This window comes from Agrobacterium tumefaciens (assembly GCF_013318015.2).
GTDB lineage: Bacteria > Pseudomonadota > Alphaproteobacteria > Rhizobiales > Rhizobiaceae > Agrobacterium > Agrobacterium tumefaciens.
In genome coordinates, this window is the sequence record NZ_CP115841.1 from 622,983 (window position 1) to 649,065 (window position 26,083).

At 59.8% G+C, this 26,083-nt stretch carries 21 protein-coding genes; 11 read left to right on the top strand and 10 right to left on the bottom strand.

Features of this window, described 5'->3' with window-relative positions; genetic code table 11:
* Positions 1 to 22: 22 nt before the first annotated feature.
* From G6L97_RS03105 to pepN, 3 genes are all read right to left on the bottom strand, one after another.
* Positions 23 to 2,359 carry a PAS domain-containing sensor histidine kinase gene (locus tag G6L97_RS03105; RefSeq protein WP_019564062.1) on the bottom strand — a complete coding sequence of 779 codons (2,337 nt, stop codon included), beginning with the start codon at positions 2,357 to 2,359 and terminating at the stop codon, positions 23 to 25.
* 238 nt (positions 2,360 to 2,597) lie between these two features.
* Positions 2,598 to 2,918 (bottom strand): carboxymuconolactone decarboxylase family protein, encoded by a 321-nt coding sequence (locus G6L97_RS03110; RefSeq protein ID WP_111783208.1) that lies wholly within the window; start codon positions 2,916 to 2,918, stop codon positions 2,598 to 2,600.
* A gap of 143 nt (positions 2,919 to 3,061) precedes the next feature.
* Positions 3,062 to 5,710 carry an aminopeptidase N gene (gene pepN / locus G6L97_RS03115; RefSeq protein ID WP_111783207.1) on the bottom strand — a complete coding sequence of 883 codons (2,649 nt, stop codon included), beginning with the start codon at positions 5,708 to 5,710 and terminating at the stop codon, positions 3,062 to 3,064.
* Between the two features lie 493 nt (positions 5,711 to 6,203).
* Here pepN and G6L97_RS03120 point away from each other — a divergent pair, with 493 nt between their 5' ends.
* Positions 6,204 to 7,142, top strand: coding sequence for a DMT family transporter (locus G6L97_RS03120; RefSeq protein WP_003512165.1), 939 nt, complete (start codon positions 6,204 to 6,206; stop codon positions 7,140 to 7,142).
* A 161-nt stretch (positions 7,143 to 7,303) separates the two neighbouring features.
* Here the strand turns inward: G6L97_RS03120 and G6L97_RS03125 are convergent, their stop codons facing one another.
* The 3 genes from G6L97_RS03125 to G6L97_RS03135 form a co-directional block, all read right to left on the bottom strand.
* Positions 7,304 to 7,495 (bottom strand): hypothetical protein, encoded by a 192-nt coding sequence (locus tag G6L97_RS03125; RefSeq protein WP_003497027.1) that lies wholly within the window; start codon positions 7,493 to 7,495, stop codon positions 7,304 to 7,306.
* A 153-nt stretch (positions 7,496 to 7,648) separates the two neighbouring features.
* Entirely contained in the window at positions 7,649 to 8,548 is a 900-nt protein-coding gene (locus G6L97_RS03130; protein WP_003512166.1) for a uracil-DNA glycosylase, read from the bottom strand.
* 43 nt (positions 8,549 to 8,591) lie between these two features.
* A complete protein-coding gene (locus G6L97_RS03135) occupies positions 8,592 to 9,890 on the bottom strand; it encodes an Hsp70 family protein (RefSeq protein ID WP_003512167.1) in 1,299 nt (432 codons plus the stop codon).
* Between the two features lie 299 nt (positions 9,891 to 10,189).
* Here G6L97_RS03135 and G6L97_RS03140 point away from each other — a divergent pair, with 299 nt between their 5' ends.
* Complete coding sequence (locus G6L97_RS03140; protein ID WP_038490403.1) at positions 10,190 to 11,167, top strand: sensor domain-containing diguanylate cyclase; 978 nt, start codon at positions 10,190 to 10,192, stop codon at positions 11,165 to 11,167.
* 22 nt (positions 11,168 to 11,189) lie between these two features.
* On the opposite strand, the gene G6L97_RS03145 is transcribed toward G6L97_RS03140, so the two are convergent.
* Positions 11,190 to 11,978 (bottom strand): SDR family oxidoreductase, encoded by a 789-nt coding sequence (locus G6L97_RS03145; RefSeq protein ID WP_013635763.1) that lies wholly within the window; start codon positions 11,976 to 11,978, stop codon positions 11,190 to 11,192.
* 143 nt (positions 11,979 to 12,121) lie between these two features.
* Here G6L97_RS03145 and G6L97_RS03150 point away from each other — a divergent pair, with 143 nt between their 5' ends.
* The 4 genes from G6L97_RS03150 to G6L97_RS03165 all read left to right on the top strand — a co-directional run bounded on the left by G6L97_RS03150 (position 12,122) and on the right by G6L97_RS03165 (position 17,237).
* Complete coding sequence (locus G6L97_RS03150; RefSeq protein ID WP_111783206.1) at positions 12,122 to 13,042, top strand: cation diffusion facilitator family transporter; 921 nt, start codon at positions 12,122 to 12,124, stop codon at positions 13,040 to 13,042.
* Between the two features lie 218 nt (positions 13,043 to 13,260).
* Positions 13,261 to 14,025: an isocitrate lyase/PEP mutase family protein gene (locus G6L97_RS03155; RefSeq protein ID WP_003512171.1), complete on the top strand. Its 765-nt coding sequence runs from the start codon at positions 13,261 to 13,263 to the stop codon at positions 14,023 to 14,025.
* Between the two features lie 504 nt (positions 14,026 to 14,529).
* Complete coding sequence (locus G6L97_RS03160; RefSeq protein WP_111783205.1) at positions 14,530 to 16,194, top strand: electron transfer flavoprotein-ubiquinone oxidoreductase; 1,665 nt, start codon at positions 14,530 to 14,532, stop codon at positions 16,192 to 16,194.
* A gap of 302 nt (positions 16,195 to 16,496) precedes the next feature.
* On the top strand, positions 16,497 to 17,237 hold the full coding sequence (locus G6L97_RS03165) for a pentapeptide repeat-containing protein (RefSeq protein WP_013635767.1): 741 nt from the start codon (positions 16,497 to 16,499) through the stop codon (positions 17,235 to 17,237).
* 55 nt (positions 17,238 to 17,292) lie between these two features.
* Here G6L97_RS03165 and G6L97_RS03170 read toward each other — a convergent pair whose 3' ends face one another.
* Positions 17,293 to 18,309 (bottom strand): zinc-binding alcohol dehydrogenase family protein, encoded by a 1,017-nt coding sequence (locus G6L97_RS03170; RefSeq protein ID WP_111783204.1) that lies wholly within the window; start codon positions 18,307 to 18,309, stop codon positions 17,293 to 17,295.
* Positions 18,310 to 18,412: 103 nt separating this feature from the next.
* Here G6L97_RS03170 and G6L97_RS03175 point away from each other — a divergent pair, with 103 nt between their 5' ends.
* Positions 18,413 to 18,802 carry a winged helix-turn-helix transcriptional regulator gene (locus G6L97_RS03175; RefSeq protein ID WP_111783203.1) on the top strand — a complete coding sequence of 130 codons (390 nt, stop codon included), beginning with the start codon at positions 18,413 to 18,415 and terminating at the stop codon, positions 18,800 to 18,802.
* Between the two features lie 120 nt (positions 18,803 to 18,922).
* Positions 18,923 to 19,759, top strand: a complete 837-nt coding sequence (locus G6L97_RS03180; protein WP_003512187.1) for an undecaprenyl-diphosphate phosphatase — start codon at positions 18,923 to 18,925, stop codon at positions 19,757 to 19,759.
* A 68-nt stretch (positions 19,760 to 19,827) separates the two neighbouring features.
* On the opposite strand, the gene mgtE is transcribed toward G6L97_RS03180, so the two are convergent.
* Together mgtE and G6L97_RS03190 are read right to left on the bottom strand one after the other, a co-directional pair.
* Complete coding sequence (mgtE, locus tag G6L97_RS03185; RefSeq protein ID WP_111783202.1) at positions 19,828 to 21,201, bottom strand: magnesium transporter; 1,374 nt, start codon at positions 21,199 to 21,201, stop codon at positions 19,828 to 19,830.
* A 286-nt stretch (positions 21,202 to 21,487) separates the two neighbouring features.
* The gene (locus G6L97_RS03190; RefSeq protein ID WP_013635774.1) at positions 21,488 to 22,732 is read right to left on the bottom strand and encodes an MFS transporter; all 1,245 of its coding nucleotides are present in this window, start codon (positions 22,730 to 22,732) and stop codon (positions 21,488 to 21,490) included.
* Between the two features lie 234 nt (positions 22,733 to 22,966).
* On the opposite strand from G6L97_RS03190, the gene G6L97_RS03195 reads away from it, so the two are divergent.
* From G6L97_RS03195 to G6L97_RS03205, 3 genes are all read left to right on the top strand, one after another.
* Positions 22,967 to 23,875, top strand: a complete 909-nt coding sequence (locus G6L97_RS03195) for a diacylglycerol/lipid kinase family protein (RefSeq protein WP_003512196.1) — start codon at positions 22,967 to 22,969, stop codon at positions 23,873 to 23,875.
* Between the two features lie 210 nt (positions 23,876 to 24,085).
* A complete protein-coding gene (locus G6L97_RS03200) occupies positions 24,086 to 25,462 on the top strand; it encodes an aspartate aminotransferase family protein (RefSeq protein WP_111783201.1) in 1,377 nt (458 codons plus the stop codon).
* Positions 25,463 to 25,520: 58 nt separating this feature from the next.
* Complete coding sequence (locus G6L97_RS03205; RefSeq protein WP_025592887.1) at positions 25,521 to 25,991, top strand: OsmC family protein; 471 nt, start codon at positions 25,521 to 25,523, stop codon at positions 25,989 to 25,991.
* The last annotated feature ends 92 nt before the right edge of the window (positions 25,992 to 26,083 follow it).

Here is a 26,083-nt window from a genome sequence, read left to right on the forward strand (position 1 = left end):
AAGGGGCACAGCCCGATATTCCTCAATGCACCGTGCCACAGCACCCTGCCGCATGCGGGATGATAATCGTCACCACCGTGCCTCTGCCTTCGCAGGAGCGGATTTTCATCGTGCCGCCATGCAGCCTGACGAGCGAGCGCGAGATGGCGAGCCCGAGGCCTGAGCCGCCCTGGCTTTTGGCGTATTGGCTCTGCACCTGCTCGAAGGGCTGGCCAATCTTGTCAAGCGCCTCGGCGGGAATGCCGATGCCGGTATCGGCGATGGTGAGGATCATGGCGGCCTGATGCACATGGGTGCGCAGCGCTACGCGGCCGCCATTACCGGTGAACTTCACGGCATTGGACAGAAGGTTGAGCATGATCTGCTTCATGGCGCGGCGGTCGCCCTGCATCGTCAGCCCGGCGCAGACCTTCTGCTGCACGGTGATGTTCTTCTGTTCCGCCTGGATGGCGGTCAGCCGCAGGGTTTCCTCGATCAGCGGCGCGAGATCGATTGTCTCGCGGTTGATCCGCATATGGCCGGCCTCGATCTTGGACATATCGAGAATGTCGTTGATGACATTTAGGAGGTGCTTGCCGCTGTCGTGGATATCCCGGGCATATTCGGAATATTTCGGCGAGCCAACCGGGCCGAACATCTCGTTTTGCAGGATGTCGGAAAAGCCGAGAATGGCGTTGAGCGGCGTTCGCAGCTCATGGCTCATATTGGCGAGGAATTCGGACTTTGCGAGGTTTGCCGCCTGGGCGCGCTCTTTTTCGGCGAGATAATTGGCGTTGGCGTCTGAAAGCTCCGTCTTCTGCCGCTCCAGCTTATGCTGCGAGGCGGAAAGATCGCCGATGGTGGCCATCAGCCGGCGTTCGGAGTCACGCAGGCGCTCCTGATGGCGCTTCAGAAGCGTAATGTCGGTGCCGACGGAGACGAGGCCGCCGTCACGGGTGCGGCGTTCATTGATCTGTAGCCAGCGATCATCGGCAAGCTGCACTTCCGTCATGCGCGAAAGGCCGGACTGATCGGGGTCCGCAACGCGCCGCTCCACAACCGGGCGTGCCGCAGCCGCCTGCACGGCGCTCTTTTCGGTGCCCGCTACCAGAACGCTGTCCGGCAGGCCGTAAGCTTTCTGGTAATGGGTGTTGCACATGACGAGACGGTCATTCTTGTCCCACAGCACGAAGGCTTCCGAGGTGGATTCGATGGCGTCTGCAAGGCGCTGGTCTGCCTCGGCATAACGTTGCGCAAGGCGGTGCTGCTCGGTCACGTCCATGGCGATGCCGATGACGCGTGGGCCATTATTGGTGCGGATGACCTGGGCGCGGGCGCGCAGCCAGACATAGTGGCCTTTCGCGTGGCGCATGCGGAAGATCTGGTCGATCTGGCGCAGATCACCGCAGCCGACAGCACGGGCAAGCTCGTAGAGGTTTCCATCTTCGGAATGCATCATGCGCGCCGCATCGGAAAAGGACAGCGGTGCGGCCTTCGGCGGTCTGCCGAGGATTTCGTAGAGCGAGCCGGACCAGAACATGCGCCGCGTGGAAAGATCGAAGTCCCACAGGCCGCAGCGGCCGCGTGACAGCGCCGTCTCCACCCGCAGGTTCGATTCGGCGAAGATGTCGTCGGCGTCGCGGGCGCGTTTGACCTGCATGTAATAGGCGTAGAGCACGACGAGAAGGATCGAGGAGATTCCGGCAAACAGCGTCACGTTCATGGCGATTTCGCTGCGCCAGAAAGAACGGATCGGCTCAAGCGAGCGCGCCGCGATAACCATGCCGCCATCGTCGCCGAAGGGGATCATCGTCGCATAATGCGGCTGGTTGTCGATATTGGTTTCGATGGTGCCGGGCGCGCCGGGAAAACGCTGAACAATGGCGATTTCGGGAAGCAAAGCCGGCAGGGAGGTGCCGATGTAAAGCGTGGCGCCCTTGCCGGCGCCGGCGAAAATCCGGCCGTTGCTGCCCGACAGAAGCACCATCGTGCCATCAGCAAGGCTGCCCGAAGGCAGCGCTGCGGCAAGGCTCGCCTCTGCGCGGGTGCGCTCTTGCGAGGCAAAGACAATACCGTTGTTGATAAGGGCTGCTTTGGCCGTCAGCGCTGTCAGTGCGGTAGAGTGGCGGGCTGCCTCTTCCATGCGGCTATATTCGGCAACGATGCCCAGCATGCGTGACGCCGCGATGACGACGAGAAATGCAAGAATGAGAATGGGAATGAGGCGCTTCAGCAGGGTCTCGACCTGCGGCATCGGGCGGTCGGAGCCGTTCATCAAACCCATCAGGTCGCTGGAAAGCCTTTCGCCCCAGGCCGCAAGATCAGAAAATTTGGCATACGGCCGCTCATCGCCCGCAGTCGCCCGCCGCACGTTCGTCATTGTCCCGCCTTCAAGATATCCCCACTGATTCGAAGCGCCGCCGCTCGAATATGCATAGTGAATCAAATGCGATTCGCCGTGTCCAGAGGCAAAAGTTAAAAGAATTTTAACCCCTTGAACCGACTCCGTATTTTTTCGGGACAGCGCGTTACGGTCTTCACAGCGGCGGCAGGCATTGGAAAAACCGACACCCGGATGGCCGGTCTGGGACGTTCCGGTGTGTTACGGCCGGTGGTTCTCAAGCCCTGTCGAAAGCTTCGAGAGCAGGTCCAAGTGCGCCGAGAACGCCGTTTCCGGCGGCGGGAAGCCCGGTCAGCACCGCGCTGATGATGTCGTCACGGCTTGCGCCATGCGCTTTGGCTTCCAGCACATGAAATGCCACACCGCCTTCAAGCCGCAGTGCGGCAAGAATGCCGATATAGACCAGGCATTGCGTCTTGGCATCCAGCGTGGACGCCGCACCCAGCCCCTGCACGGCCTGAAGCCAGACCGCCTGATGGGCCGGGGCCTCGGTGATGAAACGCTGGAACGAATTGCTGGTGTTGGAAATATCCGTCATTTGAAGTCCCTTTCCGCTTGCGGCCGCGTTCCGGCCTGTCGCTGACGATTGTGTCGCGCAATGCGTTGCGCCGCCTTGACGGAAATCAAGACGGCGCACAGGCATTGTCCGGAATAGGGGAGTTGGCGAATGTTCGCCGGGTATTATCCTTTCAGAATACGCCCGACGATATCGCTGACATCCGTCGAAAGACCTTTTGCTTCGGCGATCGTCGAAAGTGCTGCCTTGGCGTGTTCGGCGCGGCTTGCTTCCAGCGACCGCCAGGAGCGCATGGAGGTGAGAATGCGCGCGGCAAGCTGCGGGTTACGCTTGTCGATGGCTATGATCTGCTCGGCGAGGAACCGGTAGGCGGCACCGTCGGCGCGGTGGAAACCGGTAGGGTTGGAGAAGGCGAGCGTGCCCACCAGCGACCGTACCCGGTTGGGATTAGAGGCGATGAAGTGTTTCGACGTCATCAGCGCCTTGATACGTTCCAGCGCGCCGTCGCCAGGAATGGCGGCCTGCAGCGAGAACCATTTGTCGAGAACCAACGCATTGTCGGCAAAGCGGGCTTCGAAGGCGGCAAGCGCCTCCTTTGTCTCCGCGCTGTCGGGGAAACGTTGGGTCAGCACACCAAGCGCATGCGCAAGATCTGTCATGTTGGTGGCGCTGGCATAGGCCTTTGCCGCCCTGTCGGGCGTTCCCTCGGCAAAAGCAAGGAAGCTCAACGCGCCGTTGCGAAGCGAACGCCGTCCGGCGCTGTCGGCATCGGGGCTGTAGGCTTCACCATTGCCGTCGCTGTCGGCGAGCCCGCGGAGCGTTTCGAGACCGGCCGTGGCAATGGCCTTGATCGTCGCGTTGCGGGCCTTGTGGATGGCGTCCGGGTCGGTATTGCCGCCCAGTTCGCGAGCGATGTCCGTTTCGCTCGGCAGCGCCAGCGCCTGTGCGCGGAAAGCGGGTTCAAGCGAAGCATCGCCGACGATTTCGATCAGCGTTGCGATAAGGTCGGCGTCCGAGCGTACTTCTTGGCCGTTCTGCACGGCCCTGGTGGCGGCAATCAGCGCCGGCAAAGCGAGATCGGTAAGCGCCTGGAAACGGGCAAACATATCCGTCTCGTGCCGGGCAACCTGCACCAGATCGGCAGCACTCTGTTCGAAATGCAGGTTGATCGGCGCCGAGAAGCTGCGGTTGAGCGACAGCACTGGGCGCGATGAAACGCCGGAGAAGGAGAATGTCTGGTTGCGTTCGGTCAGATGCAGCACGCCGTCACGGTATTCGCCGCCCGTAACAGCCTGCGGCTCGGCGATCTGGCCATTGTCGAGAATCAGCGCCAGCGACAGCGGAATATGACGCGGTTGCTTCACCGGTTGGCCGGGCGTTGGTGCGACGGTCTGTTCCAGCGTCAGCCTGAAGGTCGCCTTGGCGGCATCGTAAGCGGAGGAAACGGAGACGAGCGGCGTGCCGGCCTCGGTGTACCACAGCGAAAACTGCGACAGGTCGCGGCCGCTGGCGTCGGCAAAACTCTTGACGAAATCCTCAACAGTCGCCGCTTCGCCGTCATGACGTTCGAAATAAAGGTCCATGCCTTTCTTGAAGTCGTCTTCGCCAAGGATCGTGGCGATCATGCGGGTGACTTCGGCGCCCTTTTCATAAACGGTCGTCGTGTAGAAGTTGTTGATTTCGCGATAGGTATCGGGGCGTGGCGGGTGGGCCAGCGGACCGGAATCCTCTGGAAACTGCTCCGATTTCAGGTGACGCACATCGGCGATGCGCTTGACCGGGCGCGAGCGCATGTCGGCGGAAAATTCCTGGTCGCGATAGACCGTCAGGCCTTCTTTCAGGCACAGCTGAAACCAGTCGCGGCAGGTGATGCGGTTGCCAGTCCAGTTGTGGAAATATTCATGCGCGATGATGCGCTCGATATTGGCGTAGTCCGCATCGGACGCAGTTTCCGGGTCGGCCAGCACGAATTTGTCGTTGAAGACGTTGAGACCCTTGTTCTCCATCGCGCCCATGTTGAAATCGGACACGGCGACGATCATGAAGATATCGAGGTCGTATTCACGGCCGAAGCGTTCCTCATCCCACTTCATCGAGCGCTTCAGCGCATCCATGGCATAGGCCGCGCGCGGCTCCTTGCCATGCTCGACATAGATCTTCAGCGCCACTTCGCGGCCGGAAAGGGTGGTGAACGTGTCTTCCACCACGCCGAGATCGCCGGCGACAAGCGCAAAGAGATAGCTGGGTTTCGGGTGCGGATCGAACCAGGCTGCAAAGTGGCGGCCTTCATCGTAATTGCCGCCGCCGAGGAAGTTGCCGTTCGACAACAGCAGCGGATTGCCCTCCTTCGCGGCGATGATCGTCACCGTATAGGGTGCCAGAACATCGGGCCGGTCCGGGAAATAGGTGATGCGGCGGAAACCTTCCGCCTCGCACTGGGTGCAATAAACGCCGTTGGTGCGGTAAAGCCCCATCAGCTGCGTATTGACCTGCGGATTGATGTAATTGGTGACACAGATTTCGAAGGGCGTCTCCGCAGGCAGATCGCGGATCGTCAGGCTATCGGGCGTCGCGTCATATTGGCTTGCGGGAATGTCCACCTGATCGAGCAGCAGGCCCGAAAGCGTCAACTCGTCGCCATCGAGAACGAGCGGCGCTGACACATCGACGCCCTCTCGGCGATGAAAGATCAGACGGGCTTCGACCTTGGTATTCTTGGGGTCGAGTTCGAAGGTGAGATCCACCCGCTCCAGAACGAAATCGGTGGGGCGGTAATCTGCCAGGTGAACGATCTGGCCCGTGTCTGTTCGCATGACTGTTCCTGAATAACTTTGTCGTTGTCCTCCGGGCATCATGTCGTCATAAGGCCCGGATGTAAAATAGGTAGAGTATTCGTCACAATCATGTGCGCATCGGGAGGACGTTCTGTCCTGCCATGGAAGGCTTTGCCGGCCCTGCAGACGATTCTGTCGCCGCCGGACCTGCGGACCATGCCAGCAAATGTTGAACGATTGCTGAAATTGTATTTTATTTTCTTCAAATTTTAGCGCGTGTCGCTTTTGGTCTGATTCTCACGTCGCCATTAGGGCCGAAGGCCTGAACAATGGGGGTGAGGAGGCCACAAGCCGGGGAAAGCAATCCTGCGCCTCACCAGATCAACGGAATTCATGGGTAAATAACATTTTTTGTTGTAAAGCGCTTCGGGAATGCTCTAGCCTTGGGCAAATCCAATTCCCCCGCGTCGTCCTCCCCCGCATGAACAATCTCCCGATGGCGTGTTTGCGCAGCCGATATGAGTAACTGCCGATGAACGCCGAACCGACAAATCCCTTTCGGGGGATAAGCCTGAAGCTGATTTCGGTTGGCTTTTTTCTGGTGATGCAGACTTGTATCAAAGCCTCCGGTCCCGATGTGCCGGCCGGTCAGATCACTTTCTTCCGCTCCGCTTTCGCCATCATCCCCATCGTCGTTTATCTTGCCTGGCTGCATGCGCTAACGAGCGCGCTGCACACCAACAATCTCATCGGCCATTTCAAGCGCGGGTTTCTCGGCATTCTCTCCATGGCCTGCGGGTTTTACGGGCTGACGCTGCTGCCGTTGCCGGAATTCATCGCCATTGGTTATGCCTCACCGCTGCTGGCCGTCGTGTTCGCCGCCTTCATCCTGCGCGAGAAGGTGCGCATCTACCGCTGGAGCGCGGTTTTCGTTGGCATGATGGGCGTGCTGGTTATCCTGTGGCCGAAGATGACCCTGTTGCGTGAAGGCGGTTTTGCCGCGGGCGAGGGGCTGGGCGCGATTGCCGTGCTATGCGGGGCAGCACTTGGCGGTCTCGCAATGATCCAGGTGCGGCAACTGGTGGAAACGGAAAAGACGCCGACCATCGTTCTCTATTTCTCGCTCACGGCCACCTTGCTTTCGCTCGTCAGCGTACCCTTCGGCTGGAGCGCTCTGGATACCAAGCAGGCCGTGCTGTTGATCACCAGCGGCATTTGTGGCGGCGTCGCACAGATCTTCCTGACGGAGAGCTATCGCCACGCGGAGGTCTCAACCATCGCGCCCTTCGAATACAGCTCCATCGTTTTCGGGATAGCGGTCTCCTATATCCTGTTCGGAGACATTCCCACGCTCACCATGCTGATCGGCACGGCAATCGTGATTTTCGCCGGCATCTTCATCATTTTCCGCGAGCACCAGCTGGGCTTGGCGAGACGAGCGGCACGCAAGGCCTCCACGCCGCAGGGGTAACGCACCAAATTTGGCGGAGGTCGCAAACATGCGGCATCGTCGGCGCCAGAGCCGTTGTCGTTTCGGCGCCTAGTCCCGCAAATGCAAAAGGCGCCTTCCCGAAGAAAGACGCCAGCGCGCAATCAAAGATATGGACCGGTTTTACACCGGCCTGAGTGCTCTCAGCGCTCGCGGAAATCCGCAAAGACAGCTGCAGGACGTGTGACGCGAACCTGCTGCATGGCAGCACGTGCGGTCATCTGTTCGTTAGCGGCAGCGCCGAAACGATGGTAACCCTGACTGGATCGAGGGCCGAGGCCCGCCAGTCGGAGCGTTTCAAAGCCGGAATGTACCGGACGGAAGCGAGTGGTCATTGCCTTGGTTCCTTAAACCGAATTCCTCCCAAGACACAGGCTGGCTTATCGCAGTGCAGCATGGATTCGGCAAGCCGGGTCAGCGCGCCGCTGTTATGCGTAATACGCATGGCTTTTTTCATACTTCATTTACTCTGAGTAAGAATCAGGCAATCAGCCTTCGGAGATTTTTGCCTGAAACGCCAATAAATCCTGCCATGCCAATGACTTACTGGCAGGTGCGTTTAGAAGTTCCTGCGGATGCAGGCTCGCCAGCGCCGGTAAAACCAGGTGCCCGGCTGCGACATCACGCCACTGTCCGCGCAGCGTATGGATCGTTCCGGTGCCGCCGAAAAAGAAACGTGCGGTCAAGTTGCCAAGAAGCAACAGGTGTTTCGGCTCCGCAAGTGCGATCTGGCGCTCGATGAAGGGGCGGCAAATATCCATTTCGGCCTGAGTCGGCGGGCGGTTGCCCGGTGGACGCCAGGGCACGACATTGCCGAGCATGATGCGTGCGCGGTCAAGGCCGATAGCGGCCAGCATACGGTCGAGCAGCAGCCCGGTCTTGCCGGCAAAAAGCTGGCCCTCGCGGTCGTCATCCGCATCCGGCATCGGGCCGATGACCATGACGGCGCAAGCAGGGTCGCCTTCGGTGAATACCGTGTTGCGGGCGCTGTTCTTGAGGTTGCAGCCGCTGAAACCCTCAAGCGCGATTTTCAGTTCGGAAAGCGACCTTGCGCTTTCAGCCGCAAAACGGGCAGCCGCCACGGCCTGTTCGTCCGGCATGGCAACATTCTGCTGAAGTGCCGGAGCAGGCGGCGCGCCTCTCGTCGGCGCGCTGCGACCTGCCGTCTGCCGCTGCGGAGCATCGGCACGACGCTCCGTGCCGCTGTCCATCTGGTGTGCGGGCGCAGAACTTTCCTGACGCGCTGCCGGTCGGGCAGGGCGGGAGGCGGCAAATTCGGCGAAACGGTCAACAGGTCCGTCTTCCAGCAACCAGTCCACGCCCGCATCCGCATGGAAATGCAGAAGCGCGGCGAGTTCGGCCGGGGAGAGGTCGTGAGCGGCGATCATGGGGTGAAATTATCCCATGTTCCCCGCCCGGGGAACCCGTAAATCACGCTGTCCAGCGCTGAATGTCACCGCTTTCGCCGATCATGGCCAAACCATGGGCAATCGAGAGCAGCTCGCCGCCGGTTTCGATCCGGTCCGCGTCGAAGCGACGGGTGAAAAGCTCGCGCACCGCCGGCACGAAGGAGGTGCCGCCGGTGAGGAACACCTTGTCGATTGCCTCAGGCGCGACTTGCGTCTTCTCCAGAACTTCGTCCAGCGCGCCCTCGATCTTGGCGAGGTCGTCGGCGATCCAGTTGTTGAAGTCGCTGCGCTTGACCATTTTGCGGCCGGCCTTGCCGAGCGGCGCGAAGTTGAATTCCGCTTCTTCGGCCGAGGAAAGCGCCATCTTGGTGGCGGAAATCGACTGATAAAGCGGATAACCCTCGTCATGCTCCACGAGATCGATGAAGAGTTCGAGCTTGTCCGGCTCCAGCGCCGAGCGCACCAGCGATTTCAGATCGGTGAATTCCTTCGAGGTCTTGAAGATCGACAGCTGGTTCCAGCGACCGAAATTCACGTAGTAGCCGGAAGGCACGTCCAGCACCTTGTCGAAGCTCTTGAACTTGCTGCCCTTGCCGATTTCCGGCGAAACCAGATTGTCGATCATGCGGAAGTCGAAATGGTCACCGGCGACACCGACGCCGGAATGGCCGATGGGGGTGGCGGAAAGCTTGCCGGCATGGGTCTCGAAGCGGATCAGCGAATAGTCGGTGGTGCCGCCGCCGAAATCCGCCACCAGCACATTGGCGTCCTTCTTCAGGCTCTGGGCGAAATAATAGGCGGCCGCCACCGGCTCGTAGACATAGTGGATTTCCGGAAAACCGGCACGCGTCAGCGCTTCGTTGTAGCGGGAGAGCGCCAGCGTCTCATCCGGATTGCTGCCGGCGAAACGCACGGGGCGACCGGCGATGACGGTCGAGACGTCGCTTGGCCACTCTGCGCCCGCATAGGTTTTCAGCTTGCGCAGGAACACGTCCATCAAATCCTCGAAGCTCTGGCGCTTGGCGAAGATCAACGTACCCTGGAAGAGCGGCGAGGCCGCAAATGTCTTGATCGACTGAAGGAAGCGGCAATCGCCCGCATTGTCGATGAATTGCCTGATGGCTGCGTGGCCCGCTTCCACGTGCAGGGCAGCCGCACCAAGGCCCGAATCCTTCATGAAGGAGAGCGCGGTGCGCATGCTGTCATCCGTGCCAGCGCTGCTGGTAAACTGCATGGAGCGGCTTTCGCCGCCGCCGTCGGAAAGAGCCATGACCGTGTTGGTCGTGCCGAAATCGAGGCCCAGTGCCCGCTTTTGCGTCATCGCCATATCCTTGTCGCCGATAGAAATCCTCGCCCGGCCCAAAGGCGGCCCGGCGTGAGAATAAGGGACGCATTTGGCATCCCGATGTCAGAGGAGGGCGGTTGATTGCACAGGCCCGGCAGAATGGCAAGCGCCAGTTCTCGGTTTATTAAAACATTAGAATAAAGTAATTTTCCGTTATAAATACAGTTTTGCGATGCAAATTAAATATTTTTTCGCAATCGCAAAGTATAGATAAAGGCTATATCCTCAGGGAGCTTTCTTAATTGTAGCTGTCGCGTTGTAACCCGGAAGTCCAGATGTCCCGCAAGCAGGCATGTTCCGCCCTCCAAGATGTGCCGCCCGGGCCGGAGGTCCTCATTCGCGGCGACGTGGAAATTTTCCATTCCCAGCTTATGAACCTCATGGCGTCATCGCAGCAGGGTTATGCCCTTTTCGATGGCAGCGATGAGTTGCGCTTTGCCAATGCGGCCTTCCGCGAGGCGCTGGGCATGGCTCCGGACGGTTTTCCGAACTGGATGGAGCTGATGCGCGGCGGGTATCGCAGCTCGACAGGAACGGCGGTCGAAACCACCGATTTCGAACTGTGGTTGCGCTCGGCGCGGACAAGGCGCGGCAAGTTGCCTTACCGCACCATCGAAACCAGCCTGAATGATGGACGCTGGATGCTGACGACGGAAACGACGCTGCCGGGCGGCTGGATGTTGTGTGTCGTGACCGATGTTTCCGAGCTTGGCATCCAGTTGCGCGATCTGCGGCAGGAGCGCGACAGGGCGCTGAAATCGGCGCTGAGCGACGAACTCACGGGCCTCGGCAACCGCCGCTATGCCATGGATATCCTCAACCAGATGCTTGGCCCCAACAAGGCGCAGGCGCTTGCGGTGATCATCATGGATATCGACCATTTCAAGGCGGTGAACGACCGTTTCGGGCATGCCTGCGGCGATCTCGTCCTTAAGGATTTCGCCACCCGGCTTTCCGCCGCGATCGGCCGGGACGATCTGGTGGGACGGATCGGCGGTGAGGAGTTTCTGCTCGTTCTCAGCGGTTCGCGAATGCTGAGCGCGGAAAGCACCATGCAGAAGCTGCTGGCGACGTTGACAGAGGCATCGCCGCTGAGCGATGTGCCGGATTTCCGTTACAGCTGTTCGGCCGGCATTGCCTTTGCCGATCCCGGCGAGAGCGCGAGCGATGTGCTGCGCCGCGCCGACACGGCACTCTACGAAGCCAAGAATACCGGCAGAAACCGCTTCGTAGTCTACGGAGCGGCCTCTTGACCGCTCCGGCGTCTCACCGGCGTCAGTTCGATTTCGCCGCGCCGCCATCCACCCGCAGCATTGTGCCGGTGATGTAGCTTGCCGGAACCGAGCAGAGGAAAGCCCCGGCGGCGGCGAATTCTTCTACCGTGCCAAGCCTGCCTGCCGGAATGCTCTTGACCGAAGCCTCGCGGATTTCCTCCATGCTTTTACCCAGGCGCTTGGCATTGGCGCCATCCAGCTCGTCGATGCGGTCGGTATGGATGCGGCCGGGCAGAAGAAGGTTGGAGGTGATGCCGAAACCGGCCACTTCGCTCGACAATGTCTTGCTCCAGCCCACCAGCGCCCCACGCAGCGTGTTGGAGAGCGCCAGATTGGGGATGGGTTCGAACACGCCGGAGGAGGCAACGGTCAGGATGCGGCCAAAGCCCTGTTCCTTCATCTGCGGCAGCAGCGCATTGGTGAGCGTGATGACGCGCAGCACCATCGACTGGAAGAAGCTCTCCAGCTTCTCGGTCGTGATCTCCTGCGCAAGACCCGGCGTCGGGCCACCGGTGTTGTTGACGAGAATGTCAATGCCGCCGAGCTTGTCGTTCACGGCCTGAACCATGGCCTCGACGAAATTGTCATCGCCAAGATCGCCCCGCACCCAGTCGGCCTTGCCCTTGCCGAGTGCATTGATCGTCTTGCAGTTCGCGTCCAGCTTTTCGCTGCTTCTGCCAACGAGAAGAACATTCACGCCTTCATTCGCCAGCGCCGTGGCGATGCCCAGCCCAAGGCCGCGAGAGGAGGCGAGAACGAGGGCGCGTTTGCCGGAAATGCCGAGATCCATGGGTTTTGTCCTGTCTTGTTTGCAGCGGATCAAAGAATCGAAGCGTGACTACAGGCGAAAACCGTCCACAGTTTTCGCTATCCCGCTCCATCTGTGCTGTTTATAGGAAGGCGGCGCCCGCTTTTGAAGGTTAAATACGCGTCATGACCGAACAATCTCTGCTGAAATTCTCAATTGCCATCACGGTTCTTCTGGCCGCGTTCGGCATTGGGGCAGGCCTGTTTTCCGGCTCTTTCGCGGTGGTGTTCGATGGCGTTTATGCCCTGACGGATGCCTTCATGACGGTGCTGGCGCTATTGGTGGCGCGGCTGATCGCGGCTTCCGCCGCCCCACGGCCCGGTGGAAGGCTGGCAGAGCGTTTCACCATGGGCTTCTGGCATCTGGAGCCGATGGTCCTCGGCCTCAACGGCACGCTTTTGATGGGCGCTGCGATCTATGCCCTGATCAACGCCATCGACAGCCTGATGGACGGCGGCAGATCGATCGAGTTCGATTACGCCATCATCGTCACCTTCGTCAGCTTTGCCGTTTCGCTCATCATGGCATGGTTCGTCAAACGCCAGAACCGCAGACTGAAATCGGCCTTCGTGGCGCTGGACGCCAAAAGCTGGCTGATGAGCGCGCTCCTGAGCGCGGCCCTGTTCCTCGCCTTCGCCATCGGCTACGGGCTGACGGGAACGGCGCATCAGTGGATCGCGCCCTATATCGACCCCGCCGTTCTTGCGCTGGTCTGCCTCATCATCATTCCCATGCCGCTCGGCAATGTGAAGCAGGCGCTCGCCGACATCCTTCTGGTGACGCCTTTTGAATTCAAGCAGCATGTGGACAGGGTAGCGGCCGAAGCCGTCGAAAAATTCGGCTTCGCCTCGCACTATTCCTATGTCGCCCGCGTGGGTCGAGGCCGCCAGATCGAACTCTTCTTCATCGTCCCGAAAAACTGGCCACCCCGGCGTCTCGAAGAATGGGACGCGATCCGCGACGAGATCGGCGATGCACTCGGCGGCGAGGGGACGGATCGGTGGTTGACGATTGTGTTTACGACGGATGAGGAATGGGCGGTTTGAACGGGATGTTTGATTTTAGCTGCTTGCGGTACTCATCCTGATTCGCAAGTAGAGGACTCTCGTAATTTTAGACAAAAAGAAATAGGTGCCCGAAAATCGGCGTTCTGAGCATTTTCCCGGTGCTAGTCGTTTCCAGGTAACGGCCGCGGCCTTTAGAACAGGCGACGGCTGAACGAAATTGAGCGAAAGCTCAAAGATAGCACACGGGAGACACCAAAATGAGCAATCAGATTGAACGTGCAGAAAAGTTTCGAAGCTTGCACATTCCGGGCGATCCCATCGTCCTTTACAACATCTGGGATGCAGGAAGCGCGATGGCCGTTGCCCGCAGCGGTGCGAAGGCCATTGCAACCGGAAGCTGGTCCGTTGCTGCCGCGCAAGGCTATTCGGATGGTGAGGAGATGCCGCTCGATGACGCACTGGCGGTCGTCGCTCGAATAATGAAATGCATCGATCTGCCTCTCACTGTGGATTTTGAAGGCGGTTATTCGAGTGATGCTGCAACGGTCAGGCGCAACGTAGGTCGTCTACTCACCCTCGGCGTCATCGGATTGAACTTCGAGGATCAGGTGGTGCACGGGACGGGCCTCTATGATGTCGATTATCAGGTGGACCGGCTTCGAGCTATTCGCAGCGCTGCCGAAGACCACCGTGTCCCGGTCTTCATCAATGCGAGAACGGACGTGTTTCTCAAAGCAGATGAGGGCATCGATCATGCGGTCTTGCTGGATGAGGTGCTCGCTCGCGGGGCAGCCTATAAGGCGGCAGGAGCAGATGGTTTTTTCGTGCCCGGGCTAAAAGACAAAAAGCTGATCAAAGAAATATGCGACCGCGCGACTTTACCGGTCAATGTTATGATATCGGGCGACCTGAAAGATATCCGAGAGCTGGCAGACCTTGGTGTGGCCCGGATCAGTTTTGGCCCCACGCCATACATCAAGGTGGCTGGAGACTTGGAAAACAGCGCACGCGTTTTTGCCTGAAAGCAACTCTTGTACTGACCTGATCTCATCATTGCTGAGGTCAAAGTCGGAAGAGCGGCGTTAGCCCGGCTGAGTCGGCCTTGGCGGAAAAACACTTTGCAGCTCGAGTTTTCGGCCGGCCGGATGGCTGGGAGTGCGAGCTGCAATGAACGGCGGGAAGCGTCCTGACCGCCCTGGCGACTTGGGCTCGGTGCAATCCTTGGAATTGGCAATCCTTTGCCATCAAATAATGACAAACCTTGACGCCCACCCACTCAACTCCTATTCTCAATCTTACGTGCACGTAAAAGTAATAAAATACTCATCAGGTTGTCTGACAATTGAGTGGCGTGCGACATGTTTTGCCGCTATGGAAGCTCGACAAAGCCGTCGTGCTTTGCGAAGACAGGCTAGGGCGAATGTGTTGTCGCAGACTGGCTTTTCGGCCAGTGCAGGCAACACGGTGCGAATGCCGGAAGCGGATATAACAACAGCCGGATGGGACCGGCGAGGTGAGAGGACAAGATGACGGAAGCGATGGAACTGCCGGAACGCGAAGCGATGGAATTCGACGTTGTGATCGTCGGTGCGGGTCCTGCGGGCCTTGCCGCCGCGATCCGTCTGAAGCAGGTCGAGCCGGAGCTTTCGGTCGTCGTTCTGGAAAAGGGTGCTGAAGTCGGCGCGCATATTCTCTCAGGTGCCGTGGTTGATCCCATCGGCATCGACCGGCTTCTGCCCGGCTGGCGTGAGGAAGAGGGGCATCCCTTCAAGACCGAGGTCAAGGACGACCAGTTCATGTTCTTAGGCCCGGCCGGCTCCATCCGTCTGCCGAACTTCATGATGCCGCCGCTCATGAACAATCACGGCAATTACATCGTCTCGCTTGGGCTGGTCTGTCGCTGGCTGGCGGAAAAGGCGGAAGCGCTCGGCGTCGAGATCTATCCGGGCTTTGCCGCCACCGAAGTGCTTTATAATGAAGAAGGCGCAGTGATCGGTGTCGCCACCGGCGATATGGGCATCGAGAAGAACGGTGAACCCGGCCCCGCCTTCACGCGCGGTATGGAGCTGCATGGCAAATATGTGCTTGTTGGAGAAGGTGTGCGCGGTTCGCTCGCCAAGCAGCTGATTTCCAGGTTTGACCTTTCGAAAGATCGCGAACCGCAGAAATTCGGCATCGGCATCAAGGAACTCTGGCAGGTCAAGCCGGAACACCACAAACAGGGCCTCGTGCAGCACTCCTTCGGCTGGCCGCTCGGTTTCAAGACCGGCGGCGGCTCGTTCCTCTATCATCTGGAGGACAATCTCGTTGCCGTCGGCTTCGTGGTGCATCTCAATTACAAGAACCCCTATCTTTATCCGTTTGAGGAATTCCAGCGCTTCAAGACGCATCCGGCCATCCGCGACACTTTCGAGGGCGGCAAGCGCATTTCCTATGGCGCGCGCGCGATTACCGAGGGCGGTTACCAGTCGGTGCCGAAGCTGACTTTCCCCGGCGGCGCGCTGATCGGCTGTTCGGCCGGTTTCGTCAATGTGCCGCGCATCAAGGGCAGCCACAATGCGGTGTTGTCGGGCATGCTGGCGGCGGAAAAAATCGCCTCGGCTATTTCCGCCGGTCGCGCCCATGATGAAGTGGCCGAGATCGAGGCGGAATGGCGTGACGGCGATATCGGCAAGGACCTGAAGCGTGTGCGCAACGTCAAGCCTCTGTGGTCGAAGTTCGGCACGCTTGTTGGCGTCGGCCTTGGCGGTCTCGACATGTGGACCAACCAGCTGTTCGGTTTCTCCGTTTTCGGCACGCTGAAACACGGCAAGACGGATGCGCAGAGCCTTGAGCCGGCCTCCAAACACAAGCCGATCGCCTATCCGAAACCGGACGGCGTTTTGACCTTCGACCGGCTGTCATCGGTGTTCCTGTCCTCCACCAACCATGAGGAAGACCAGCCGGTGCATCTTCAGGTGAAGGATATGGACTTGCAGAAGCGTTCCGAACACGACGTCTATGCCGGTCCTTCGACGCGTTATTGTCCTGCCGGCGTTTATGAGTGGGTGGAGAAGGACGGCGAGGAGGTCTATGTGATCAACGCGCAGAACTGCGTGCACTGTAAGACCTGCGATATCAAGGACCCCAACCAGAACATCAACTGGGTGCCGCCGCAGGGTGGCGAAGGGCCGGTTTACGCCAATATGTGATGGTGATGCCGGTCTGCCGGCAACCTTCGTCTTGCCCGGGCTTGCCCCGGGCATCTGCAACCGATTGATTTCACGATACGTGGTTGGATCCTGGCGACAAGCGAAAGGATGACGTCGCGTGCGCGAGGCATCGAAAGTCTCGTCCCCCCTAGTATTTGTGGATTGCCCTTCGATTTCTTACATATAGGATGTTGGGGTGTTGTCGCTTTGCATGGTCCATGGATTGTGGGCCAGGAATGCGGTAACGCCTTGAATGTGCATATGTTGCGTTTGGGCCGTCGCCCGGCGGCAGGAGTGATGGAATGTCCGGCTTTCAGAGGCTGAATATCGTGCGGAATACAAGGATCGTCGCCGGTCTGGCGGCAGGTATGGTAGTTGCCGTTTCGCTCAGTGGCAGCCCGCTGATGGCCGCCAGCTGCCGCGCCGACGCCATGGCCGGCATCGACTGGCGCGAATGCAACAAGCGCCTCCTGATGCTGGGCGGCAGCAACCTCGATTCGGCGATGCTTTACGGCACGGATTTCACCTATACGGATTTGCGCGGCTCCTCGCTGAAGGGCGCCAATCTTGAAAAGGCGAAACTCATCCGGACGGCTCTTGGAGAGGCGAACCTGCAGGGCGCCAACCTGACGAAGGTGGAAGCCTACCGCAGTGACTTTTCCGCCGCCGACGCCACCAGCGCAAAATTCATCAATGCGGAAATGCAGCGGACCAATTTCAACAAGGCCAAACTGGACGGCGCGGATTTTACCAAGGCTGAACTCGGGCGTGCCGAGTTTCAAGATGCCAGCCTGTCCGGCTCGAAATTTTCGCTGACCAATCTGTCGCGTGCCAGCTTCCAGGGCGCAAAGCTCGGCGGCGCGGTGGATTTTGCCAACGCCTTCCTGCTGTTGACCCGCATAGAGGGGGTCGATCTTTCCGCCGCCACCGGCCTTGAGCAGAAACAGATCGACATCGCCTGCGGCGACGCCAAGACAAAACTGCCGAGCGGCCTGACGACGCCTGCCGCATGGCCATGCCCGGAAGATCCGGAAGACGATTGACCGGGAAGGGCGCGCTTTATCAGGCGCGCACCTCCCACTTCGTGTGACGTGTAGATCAAAAGCCCGAAAGCACGATCTTGCCCTTGGCCGTGTTGCTTTCAATCAAGGCGTGGGCCTTGATGAGGTTTGCGGCGTTGATGGTGCCGAAAACCTCGGTCAACGTCGTCTTGATCTTGCCGGCATCGACCAGTTCAGCAACGTGATTGAGCAGCTTGTGCTGTTCGATCATGTCGGGCGTCTGGAATACCGCGCGGGCAAACATCATTTCCCAATGGATTGAAACGCATTTGCGCTTGAACGCCATGGCGTCGAAACCGCCGGCCGGATCGTCGATCAGCGCAAAACGGCCCTGCGGCGCAATGGTCGCCACGCTGTCTGCGGCGTGAATGTCGCTATGGGTGGTCGAGAATACGAAGCCCGGTGCACCAAGGCCGAGCGCTTCCACCTGCGGGGCAATCGGCTTGCTGTGATCGACGACATGATGCGCGCCGAGGTCTTTGGCCCATTGCATCGTTTCCGGCCGCGAAGCCGTGGCAATGACGGTGAGATCGGTCAGTGCGCGCAGAAGCTGGATGGCAATCGAGCCGACGCCGCCGGCGCCACCGATCACCAGAACGGCATTTGCCGCACCCGGAACGGGCTCTGTCACCCGCAGCCGGTCGAACAGCGTCTCGTAGGCCGTGATCGCGGTCAGCGGCAGTGCCGCCGCTTCCTCGAAATTCAGCGACTTCGGTTTGGCGCCAACGATGCGCTCATCGACCAGATGGAATTCGCTGTTGGAGCCGGGGCGGTTGATGACACCAGCGTAAAACACCTCGTCGCCGGGCTTGAACAGCGATACCTTGTCGCCGACGTCTTTCACCACGCCCGCCGCATCGAAGCCCAGCACGCGGGCAGCACCGTTTTCCGGCGCCTGGTTGCGGCGAACCTTGGTGTCAACAGGATTGACCGAAACCGCCTTCACCTCCACCAGAATATCATGCCCCGTCGCCTCCGGCTGCGGCAGGTCGAGGTCGATAAGGGCATCCGTTGCGGTAATGGGCTGGCTCGTCTTGTAACCGATGGCGCGCATGAACAGTCTCCTTTGCTTGTTTGCGTGCCTCTTACTTGATACATATGAACATCGATCACAAGAATGCACATTTTGTGATGATACATACAAAAAGGATACTGTGATGTCGCGACCGCGCGCCAAGCTTACCGGCAATTTTCCGGGCTGCCCGGTGGAGTCTGCCTTGAGTTTTCTCGACGGCAAATGGAAAGGCGTGATCCTCTATCACCTCATCAACGAGGGCACCCTGCGCTTTAACGAGTTGCGCCGCCACATCCCAAGCGTCACCCAGCGCATGCTCACCAAGCAGCTGCGGGAACTGGAAGAGGCGGGCCTGATTTCGCGCACCGTCTTCCCGGTGGTGCCGCCGCGCGTGGACTATGCGCTGACGCAACTTGGCGAAACCATGAAGCCTGTGATCTCGGCGCTGAAAAGCTGGGGCGACGCCCATGTTGTGTGCAAGAACGGTGCGAAATACACCCTTCATCCCGAGGCTGCGGAGAAGGCAGCCTGAAAAATAACGGGTAAAACCAAGCCCTCCCGCACTTCTTTTTCATGGTGCGATGCAACACGGATTTGCCCGGTTTGATGCATAATGCTGCGAATTCGATTCGCAGCAGGGACACCAAATCACATGAGCATCGGTTGGTTGGAGGCCGGATTTCTCGGCCTTTTGCAAGGACTTACGGAATTTCTTCCGGTTTCTTCAAGCGCGCATCTGAGGATAGCCGGGGAGTTTCTGCCCTCCGGTGCGGATCCGGGTGCCGCCTTCACGGCGATTACGCAGATCGGCACGGAAGCGGCGGTGCTGGTCTATTTCTGGTCCGATATCATGCGGATCGCCGCCGCCTGGCTCCGGCAGAACCTTCGCCTCGGACCCTATGACAAGTCCGATGCGCGGCTTGGCTGGCTGATCATCGTCGGCTCGGTGCCGATCGTGCTGCTCGGCCTGTTTTTCAAGGATGCCATCGAGCATTCGCTGCGCAATCTCTATATCACCGCCGTAATGCTGATTGTCTTCGGCATCATTCTCGGGGTCGCCGACAGGATCGGCAAGAAGCGCTACAAGCTGAACCAGCTGATCTGGCGTGATGGCATCCTGTTCGGTTTCGCGCAGGCCATGGCGCTCATCCCCGGCGTCTCGCGCTCGGGCGGCACCATCAGCGCCGGCCTGCTGTTAGGCTACACGCGCGAGGCGGCCGCACGATATTCCTTCCTGCTCGCCGTTCCCGCCGTCTTCGGTTCCGGTTTCTACCAGCTGTTCAAAAGCATCGGCGAGGAGAACCCTGTAGGCTGGGGCCAGACGGGGCTCGCAACCCTGATCGCCTTCGTCGTCGGTTACGCCGTGATCGTTGTCTTCCTCAAGCTGGTCTCCACCAAGAGCTACATGCCCTTCGTCTGGTACCGGGTGGTCATCGGCGTCATTCTTTTGGGACTTCTCGGAACGGGCGTTATCAGCGCCGGCGGTTGAGGGGTGGTTGCCCTGTCGAAAACTCTGCAAATGAAAAGGCCCGCTCTTTCGAGCGGGCCTTTTGTGTTTCAGAGCAGCGTGCCGCTGAGGATGACCAGCGCCACCGAGAAGTAGATGACGAGGCCGCTGACATCCACCAGCGTGGCGACGAACGGCGCAGATGCGCTGGCTGGATCCAGCCGCAGACGCTGCAGCAGGAATGGCAACATGGAGCCGGCCAGCGAGCCGAAGGTGACGATGCCGACGAGTGCGGCAAAGACGGTGGCGCCCACCAGCAGCCAGTGGTCGCCATAATCATAAAAGCCTGCCTGCTGCCAGATGGTCAGACGCAGGAAGCCGATGGCGCCGAGAATGCAGCCGAGCGTCAGGCCCGTCGGGATTTCCCGCAGCAGCACCCGCCACCAGTCCGAAAGCTTCAGTTCGCCGAGCGCCAGCGCCCGGATGATGAGCGAGGTGGCCTGCGAACCGGAGTTGCCGCCTGATGACATGATGAGCGGTATGAACAGAGTCAGCACGACGGCTTTTTCCAGCTCGCCTTCAAAATGCTGCATAGCGCTTGCCGTCAGCATTTCACCCAGGAACAGGGCAGCCAGCCAGCCTGCGCGCTTGCGGATCATGTCCGGAAAGCCCATTGCCATATAGGGCTTGCCGAGTGCTTCCATACCACCGAACTTGTGAGCGTCTTCCGTGGTGTCGGCGATCATGGTGTCGATCACGTCGTCGACCGTGACGATGCCGAGGATATGCGAGTGGTCGTCAACGACGGGAAGCGCCAGAAGGTCGTGCTTGCGGATGAGCCGGGCAACATCCTCCTGCGACATCAAGGGGCTGGCACAGACGATGCCTTCCTTCGATGCGACGGAGAGAATGGAGGCGCCGGCCTCGCCGGTCAGCAGGCGACGCAGCGTCACGACGGTGGACAGCGTTCCGTCCTGCGCCAGAACATAGATGGCATAGACCGTTTCACGCGACCGCTCGACGACGCGGATGTGCGAAAGGGTCTGTTCCACCGTCCAGCTATCCGGCACGCTGACGAATTCCGTGGTCATGATCGAGCCGGCGGTGCGCGGCGGATAACCCATCAGATGTTTGATGGAGAGCGCGGTTGTGCGATCCAGCCGGGAAAACAGCTTTGCGCGCGGCTCTTCGTCCATTTCCGCCATGACGTCGGCAACGCGGTCGTCTGACATCAGGTTGACGAAGCGGGCGGCCTGGTCAAGCGGAATGCCGGCAATGATGGCGGCTGCGTCATGCAGTTCCGGCCGGTCGAGAATGGCGACGGCCTTTGCATGCGGCATGGCGAGCAGGGCAGCGACTGCCTCATGCGTATCGAGTGTGTTGAGGTGCTCGACGCGTTCTGCAATGGTGGTGGAACCGGCATTTCCGCTGCGGAGAAGACGTGCGGCCTTGCTGGCTCTCTGGGAGAGGGTGTGGAAGTTCATGATTGCTCACCTTTCCGTCGATTCGCCGATTACGACGAACGCGGTGGTGAGCCGACAGGTGCCGGATCAGTTCCCGTTCGCCGCTTTCGGCAAAGGCAATCGACTACTACTGTCGCTAGACATCAAATGATGCTCCGTTAAAATCCGCGCTGTGCCGGGTCACGGCCTGCGCGTAACGCCGTGTTGCGCCCGAAACCAAAAAGAGTCAAGCGAGCCGATCGTGAAATTTCCGTAAGGTTTATTGCAGGTGCCGGAACGGGTGTTCCGGCCGCTGAAAAACCGGCTTTCAGCCGGCTTTTGCGCGCCGTTCGACGGTGACGGACACAAGGAAAACGCCAAGCCCGAGAAGCGAAAGAACAGCGCCCACATAACCGGTGGAGGCATATCCATAGCCCATGGCGATGACCATGCCGCCAAGCCATGCGCCGAGCGCGTTGGCGATGTTGAAGGCGGAGTGGTTGGAGGCAGCCGCAAGCGTCTGCGCATCCGCTGCCACATCCATCAGCCGCGTCTGCACGGCGGGGCAGGCGGCAAAACCGCAGCCGATCAGAAAGACGCAGAGACACATCATGAACGGGTCATGCGCCGTCATGCCGAACACGGCCATGACCACCACGTTAAAGGCGAGCATGCCGCCGATCGTGCCGTTGAGCGAGATATCGGCCAGCCGCGAGCCGACCACATTGCCGACATTCATGCCGATGCCGAAGAGGGCGAGCACCATGGAGACGGTGGAAACCGGCATCATCGCGACATCGGTGGTGGTCTTGGCGATATAGCTGAAAACCGAGAACATGCCGCCGAAACCGACCGACGCGATGGCGAGCGTCAGCCATACCTGCACGCGGCGGAAAGCCCCGAGTTCACGCCAAACGCTGGCACCTTCCTCTACCCTGTCGCGCGGCTGGAACAGCCACAGCAGGGCAACGGTCAACAGCCCGATGCCGCCGACCAGCATGAAGGCCGCGCGCCAGGAAAGCATCTGCCCGAAGAAAGTGGCAAGCGGCGTTCCAAGCAGCGTGGCGATGGTGAGGCCGAGCATGACGCGGCCAACGGCGCGGGCACGTTTGTGGATTGGCGCCATGGAGGCGGCCACCAGCGCTGCAACGCCGAAATAGGCGCCGTGCGGCAGGCCGGTGATGAAGCGCAACACGGTGAAGCTCAGGAAATCAGGTGCGACTGCGCTCAAGATATTGCCGAGTGCGAAAAGTCCCATGAGCCCGAGAAGCAGGGTGCGCCGCGTCATGCGTGCAGCCAGCACCGCGATGATGGGAGCGCCGATGACGACACCCAGTGCATAGGCCGTGATGACGTAACCTGCCTGGGGCACCGTGACGCCATAGGTCGTTGCGACGTCAGGCAGCAGGCCCATGATGGCGAATTCGCCGGTGCCGATGCCGAAACCGCCGGCGGCAAGCGCCAGTTCGATGAGTGCGACGGCAAACGGCGTCAGTGCCACGGCAGGCCTTGCCGCAACAACGGTTTCACTCTCCGCCTCGAGGCGGGCTTCCGACAAATTCGAATGGCTCATTGCGACCTGAAAGGGGAAGGACCCCACAGAAAAAAGGGCAAGACCGTATGGGAACGGCCTGCCCTGACTGGAGATGCGCGGTCATGAAAATGACCTTAAGTGATATCTAACATGAAATGATGCATTGCGGTAGAGCGATTCTCGGCAAAAGAGCATCTTCACGCGATGGTGTTTGGAACCCTATATAACCCCAAGCATTTACGCGCGGCTGCCTCACAGGATCAGGTTGGAAATATGAAGCTCATTGCAATTTTCAATCGTGACGGCGGCACCTTCCGCACCACGGATATGGATGCCTATTGCGACCACGCCCGCGAGGTCTTTTCCCGCGCCGGCCACACGATCGACTGCCGCGTGGTCTCCGGCAAGGAAGTCGTCGAGGAGATGGAACGCGCCGCCGATGAGCCTGATATCGAAGGCATCATTGCCGGCGGTGGTGATGGAACGATTTCGGCCGCTGCCGGTATCGCCTGGAAACACGGCATCGCGCTCGGTATCGTACCGGCCGGCACCATGAACCTGTTCGCCCGCTCGCTGAAGCTGCCGCTCGATATCCGCCAGGTCCTGGAGACACTGGCGAATGGCGAGATCGCCAATGTTGATATCGCCAGCGCCAACGGCCGTCTTTTCGTCCACCAGTTTTCCGCAGGCCTGCATTCGCGCATGGTGCGCTATCGCAACAATCTCGCCTTCGCCTCCCGCCTTGGCAAGATCAAGGCAAGCGTCCGCGCCGCCATCAGCGTCATTCTCAATCCGCCGGTCTTCGAGGTGGAATATACGGTCAATGGCAAGACGCAGCGCCGCAAGGTGTCAGCAATTTCCGTCTCCAACAATGAATTCGGGCAGAACTCGCTTCTGGTCGCGGATAATGTCTCGGGCGGCCACCTCGGCTTCTATCTCACCGATCCCCTGCGCCCCTCGGGCGTCGCAAGGCTCGCTTTCGACATCCTGCGCGGCAAGCTGAAGGAAAACGCTGCTGTAACGGCCACGACCGTCACGGGTGTGGAACTCCATTTCCCCAAGAAGCGCCACGACGTGCGCTGCGTCATCGATGGCGAATTGCTGCCGATGGAGCGCGACGTGGCACTTGAGGTCCATGCCGGCGAATTGAAGGTGCTGGTGGGGCGAGGGGTCTTGGCGTAGCGCACCACCTCGATAACGGTGCAATCGAACCTGCTTAAAGGTAGCGGCGCATTTCTTCTCCCCGGCGGGGAGTAGAAACAAGCGGCAAGGCCGAATCATCGTCTCGATCCCCCAAAAAACGCCAGTCTTGCCAAATCGAAGCCGCCCGGCCATGTTCGGTTGGGTGCGGCTCCGGAAGACGCCGTCGTCTTTGCGGGAGTGCGATCTGTCATGAATGAAGTCTCCAAGCCGGTGTCCAACCTTGCCGCCATCGATGCCGCCCATCACCTGCACCCCTTTTCCGATATGGGTAAGCTGAACGCGAGCGGCACCCGCATCATCGAGCGTGCAGAAGGCGTCTTCATCTATGACAGCACTGGTAAGAAGTATCTCGACGCCTTTGCCGGACTATGGTGCGTCAATATCGGTTACGGACGCCGCGAGATCGCCGATGTCGTGCAGCGCCAGATGAACGAACTGCCCTATTACAACGCCTTTTTCGGCACTACGACACCATCAGCGACACTTCTGGCTCAGAAGATCGCTTCCCGTGCCGGGCCGAAGATGAACCATGTGTTCTTCACCAATTCCGGTTCGGAAGCCACCGACACCTGGTTCCGCATGGCGCGGGTCTACTGGAAGGCGCTCGGCCATCCGACGAAGACCAAGGTGATCGCTCGCCGCAACGGCTATCACGGCTCTACGGTCGCCGGCGCTTCGCTCGGCGGCATGAAGTGGATGCACGAGCAGGGCAATCTGCCGATCGAGGGTATCGCCCATATCGGCCAACCCTATTGGTATGCGGAAGGCGGCGATCTCTCACCCGCGGAATTCGGCCTGAAGGTGGCCCGCGAACTGGAAGCGAAGATAGACGAGCTCGGTGAAGAGAATGTCGCGGCTTTCGTAGCGGAACCCATTCAGGGCGCCGGTGGGGTCATTGTGCCACCGGAAACCTACTGGCCGGAAATCGCCCGCATCTGCAAGGCGCGCAACATTCTGCTGGTGTCCGACGAGGTGATCTGCGGTTTCGGCCGCCTCGGTTCGTGGTTCGGCTACCAGCATTTCGGCGTGGAGCCGGACCTCGCGCCCGTCGCCAAGGGCCTGTCATCCGGTTATCTGCCGATTGGCGGCGTCCTCGTTTCCGACCGGGTGGCGGAGGTGATGTTGTCCGAGGTCGGTGATTTCAACCATGGCTTCACCTATTCCGGCCACCCCGTCTGCGCCGCCGCCGCTCTGGAAAATATTCGTATCATCGAGGATGAGGGGCTGGTGGAACGGGTGCGGGATGATATCGGCCCTTATTTTTCGCAAGGCTGGAAAAGCCTCACCGACCACGAGTTGGTGGGTGAGGCAGTGAATGTCGGCCTCATGGGTGGCCTGCAGCTTGCGGTCGACAAGGCGACCCGCAGGCGTTTTGCCAAGCCGGATGACATCGGCACCGCCGTGCGCAACCACTGCCTGGCAAACGGCCTCGTCATGCGTGCCACCGGCGACCGCATGCTGGCCTCACCGGCGCTGACGATCAGCCGCTCGGAGGTGGACCAGATCATCGAGACTTTGCGCAAGGGGCTCGATCACCTGCGCGATACACCAGAGCATTTCCAATAAAGCGCGTAGTTGTTTTACGTCCGGGAAATGCGAAAAAAAACTCTAAGGGAGAAAAGAAATGGCAGGACAGGAACATCACTATGCCGTTCAGGTGAAGTGGACCGGCAATCGCGGCAAGGGTACCTCGGGCTACCGTGACTATGAACGCGACTACACGATTTCCACGTCCGGAAAAGCGGATATCGCTGGCTCTTCAGATCCCGCCTTTCGCGGCGATGCCTCCCGCTGGAACCCGGAAGACCTGCTTGTTGCCTCGCTCTCAGCCTGCCACAAGCTATGGTACCTGCATTTCTGCTCCGTCAACGGCATCATCGTTGAAGACTATGTCGACAATGCCGAAGGCACGCTGGTTATGGAAAAGGACGGCGCCGGGCAATTCAGTGAGGTGGTGCTGAAGCCGGTCATCACCATCTCCAAGGGTGATCTTGCGCGGGCTGATGAGTTGCACCACGATGCCCACGACAAATGCTTCATCGCCCGGTCGGTGAATTTTCCCGTGCGTGTGGAGGGGACGGTGAAGGTGGTTTGAGACGGATGTAGTTGCTTCCCCAGCGCGCGTAGCGGATTACTTTGCTCGGCCCAAATTCAACGTCATCCTCGGGCTTGACCTGAGGATCCATA

Excerpts from the sequence above, each read along its gene's own strand:
- G6L97_RS03105 (WP_019564062.1), bottom strand. The coding sequence starts at position 2,359 with ATGACGAACGTGCGGCGGGCGACTGCGGGCGATGAGCGGCCGTATGCC.
- G6L97_RS03110 (WP_111783208.1), bottom strand. The coding sequence starts at position 2,918 with ATGACGGATATTTCCAACACCAGCAATTCGTTCCAGCGTTTCATCACC.
- pepN (WP_111783207.1), bottom strand. The coding sequence starts at position 5,710 with ATGCGAACAGACACGGGCCAGATCGTTCACCTGGCAGATTACCGCCCC.
- G6L97_RS03120 (WP_003512165.1), top strand. The coding sequence starts at position 6,204 with ATGAACGCCGAACCGACAAATCCCTTTCGGGGGATAAGCCTGAAGCTG.
- G6L97_RS03125 (WP_003497027.1), bottom strand. The coding sequence starts at position 7,495 with ATGACCACTCGCTTCCGTCCGGTACATTCCGGCTTTGAAACGCTCCGA.
- G6L97_RS03130 (WP_003512166.1), bottom strand. The coding sequence starts at position 8,548 with ATGATCGCCGCTCACGACCTCTCCCCGGCCGAACTCGCCGCGCTTCTG.
- G6L97_RS03135 (WP_003512167.1), bottom strand. The coding sequence starts at position 9,890 with ATGACGCAAAAGCGGGCACTGGGCCTCGATTTCGGCACGACCAACACG.
- G6L97_RS03140 (WP_038490403.1), top strand. The coding sequence starts at position 10,190 with ATGTCCCGCAAGCAGGCATGTTCCGCCCTCCAAGATGTGCCGCCCGGG.
- G6L97_RS03145 (WP_013635763.1), bottom strand. The coding sequence starts at position 11,978 with ATGGATCTCGGCATTTCCGGCAAACGCGCCCTCGTTCTCGCCTCCTCT.
- G6L97_RS03150 (WP_111783206.1), top strand. The coding sequence starts at position 12,122 with ATGACCGAACAATCTCTGCTGAAATTCTCAATTGCCATCACGGTTCTT.
- G6L97_RS03155 (WP_003512171.1), top strand. The coding sequence starts at position 13,261 with ATGAGCAATCAGATTGAACGTGCAGAAAAGTTTCGAAGCTTGCACATT.
- G6L97_RS03160 (WP_111783205.1), top strand. The coding sequence starts at position 14,530 with ATGACGGAAGCGATGGAACTGCCGGAACGCGAAGCGATGGAATTCGAC.
- G6L97_RS03165 (WP_013635767.1), top strand. The coding sequence starts at position 16,497 with ATGTCCGGCTTTCAGAGGCTGAATATCGTGCGGAATACAAGGATCGTC.
- G6L97_RS03170 (WP_111783204.1), bottom strand. The coding sequence starts at position 18,309 with ATGCGCGCCATCGGTTACAAGACGAGCCAGCCCATTACCGCAACGGAT.
- G6L97_RS03175 (WP_111783203.1), top strand. The coding sequence starts at position 18,413 with ATGTCGCGACCGCGCGCCAAGCTTACCGGCAATTTTCCGGGCTGCCCG.
- G6L97_RS03180 (WP_003512187.1), top strand. The coding sequence starts at position 18,923 with ATGAGCATCGGTTGGTTGGAGGCCGGATTTCTCGGCCTTTTGCAAGGA.
- mgtE (WP_111783202.1), bottom strand. The coding sequence starts at position 21,201 with ATGAACTTCCACACCCTCTCCCAGAGAGCCAGCAAGGCCGCACGTCTT.
- G6L97_RS03190 (WP_013635774.1), bottom strand. The coding sequence starts at position 22,732 with ATGAGCCATTCGAATTTGTCGGAAGCCCGCCTCGAGGCGGAGAGTGAA.
- G6L97_RS03195 (WP_003512196.1), top strand. The coding sequence starts at position 22,967 with ATGAAGCTCATTGCAATTTTCAATCGTGACGGCGGCACCTTCCGCACC.
- G6L97_RS03200 (WP_111783201.1), top strand. The coding sequence starts at position 24,086 with ATGAATGAAGTCTCCAAGCCGGTGTCCAACCTTGCCGCCATCGATGCC.
- G6L97_RS03205 (WP_025592887.1), top strand. The coding sequence starts at position 25,521 with ATGGCAGGACAGGAACATCACTATGCCGTTCAGGTGAAGTGGACCGGC.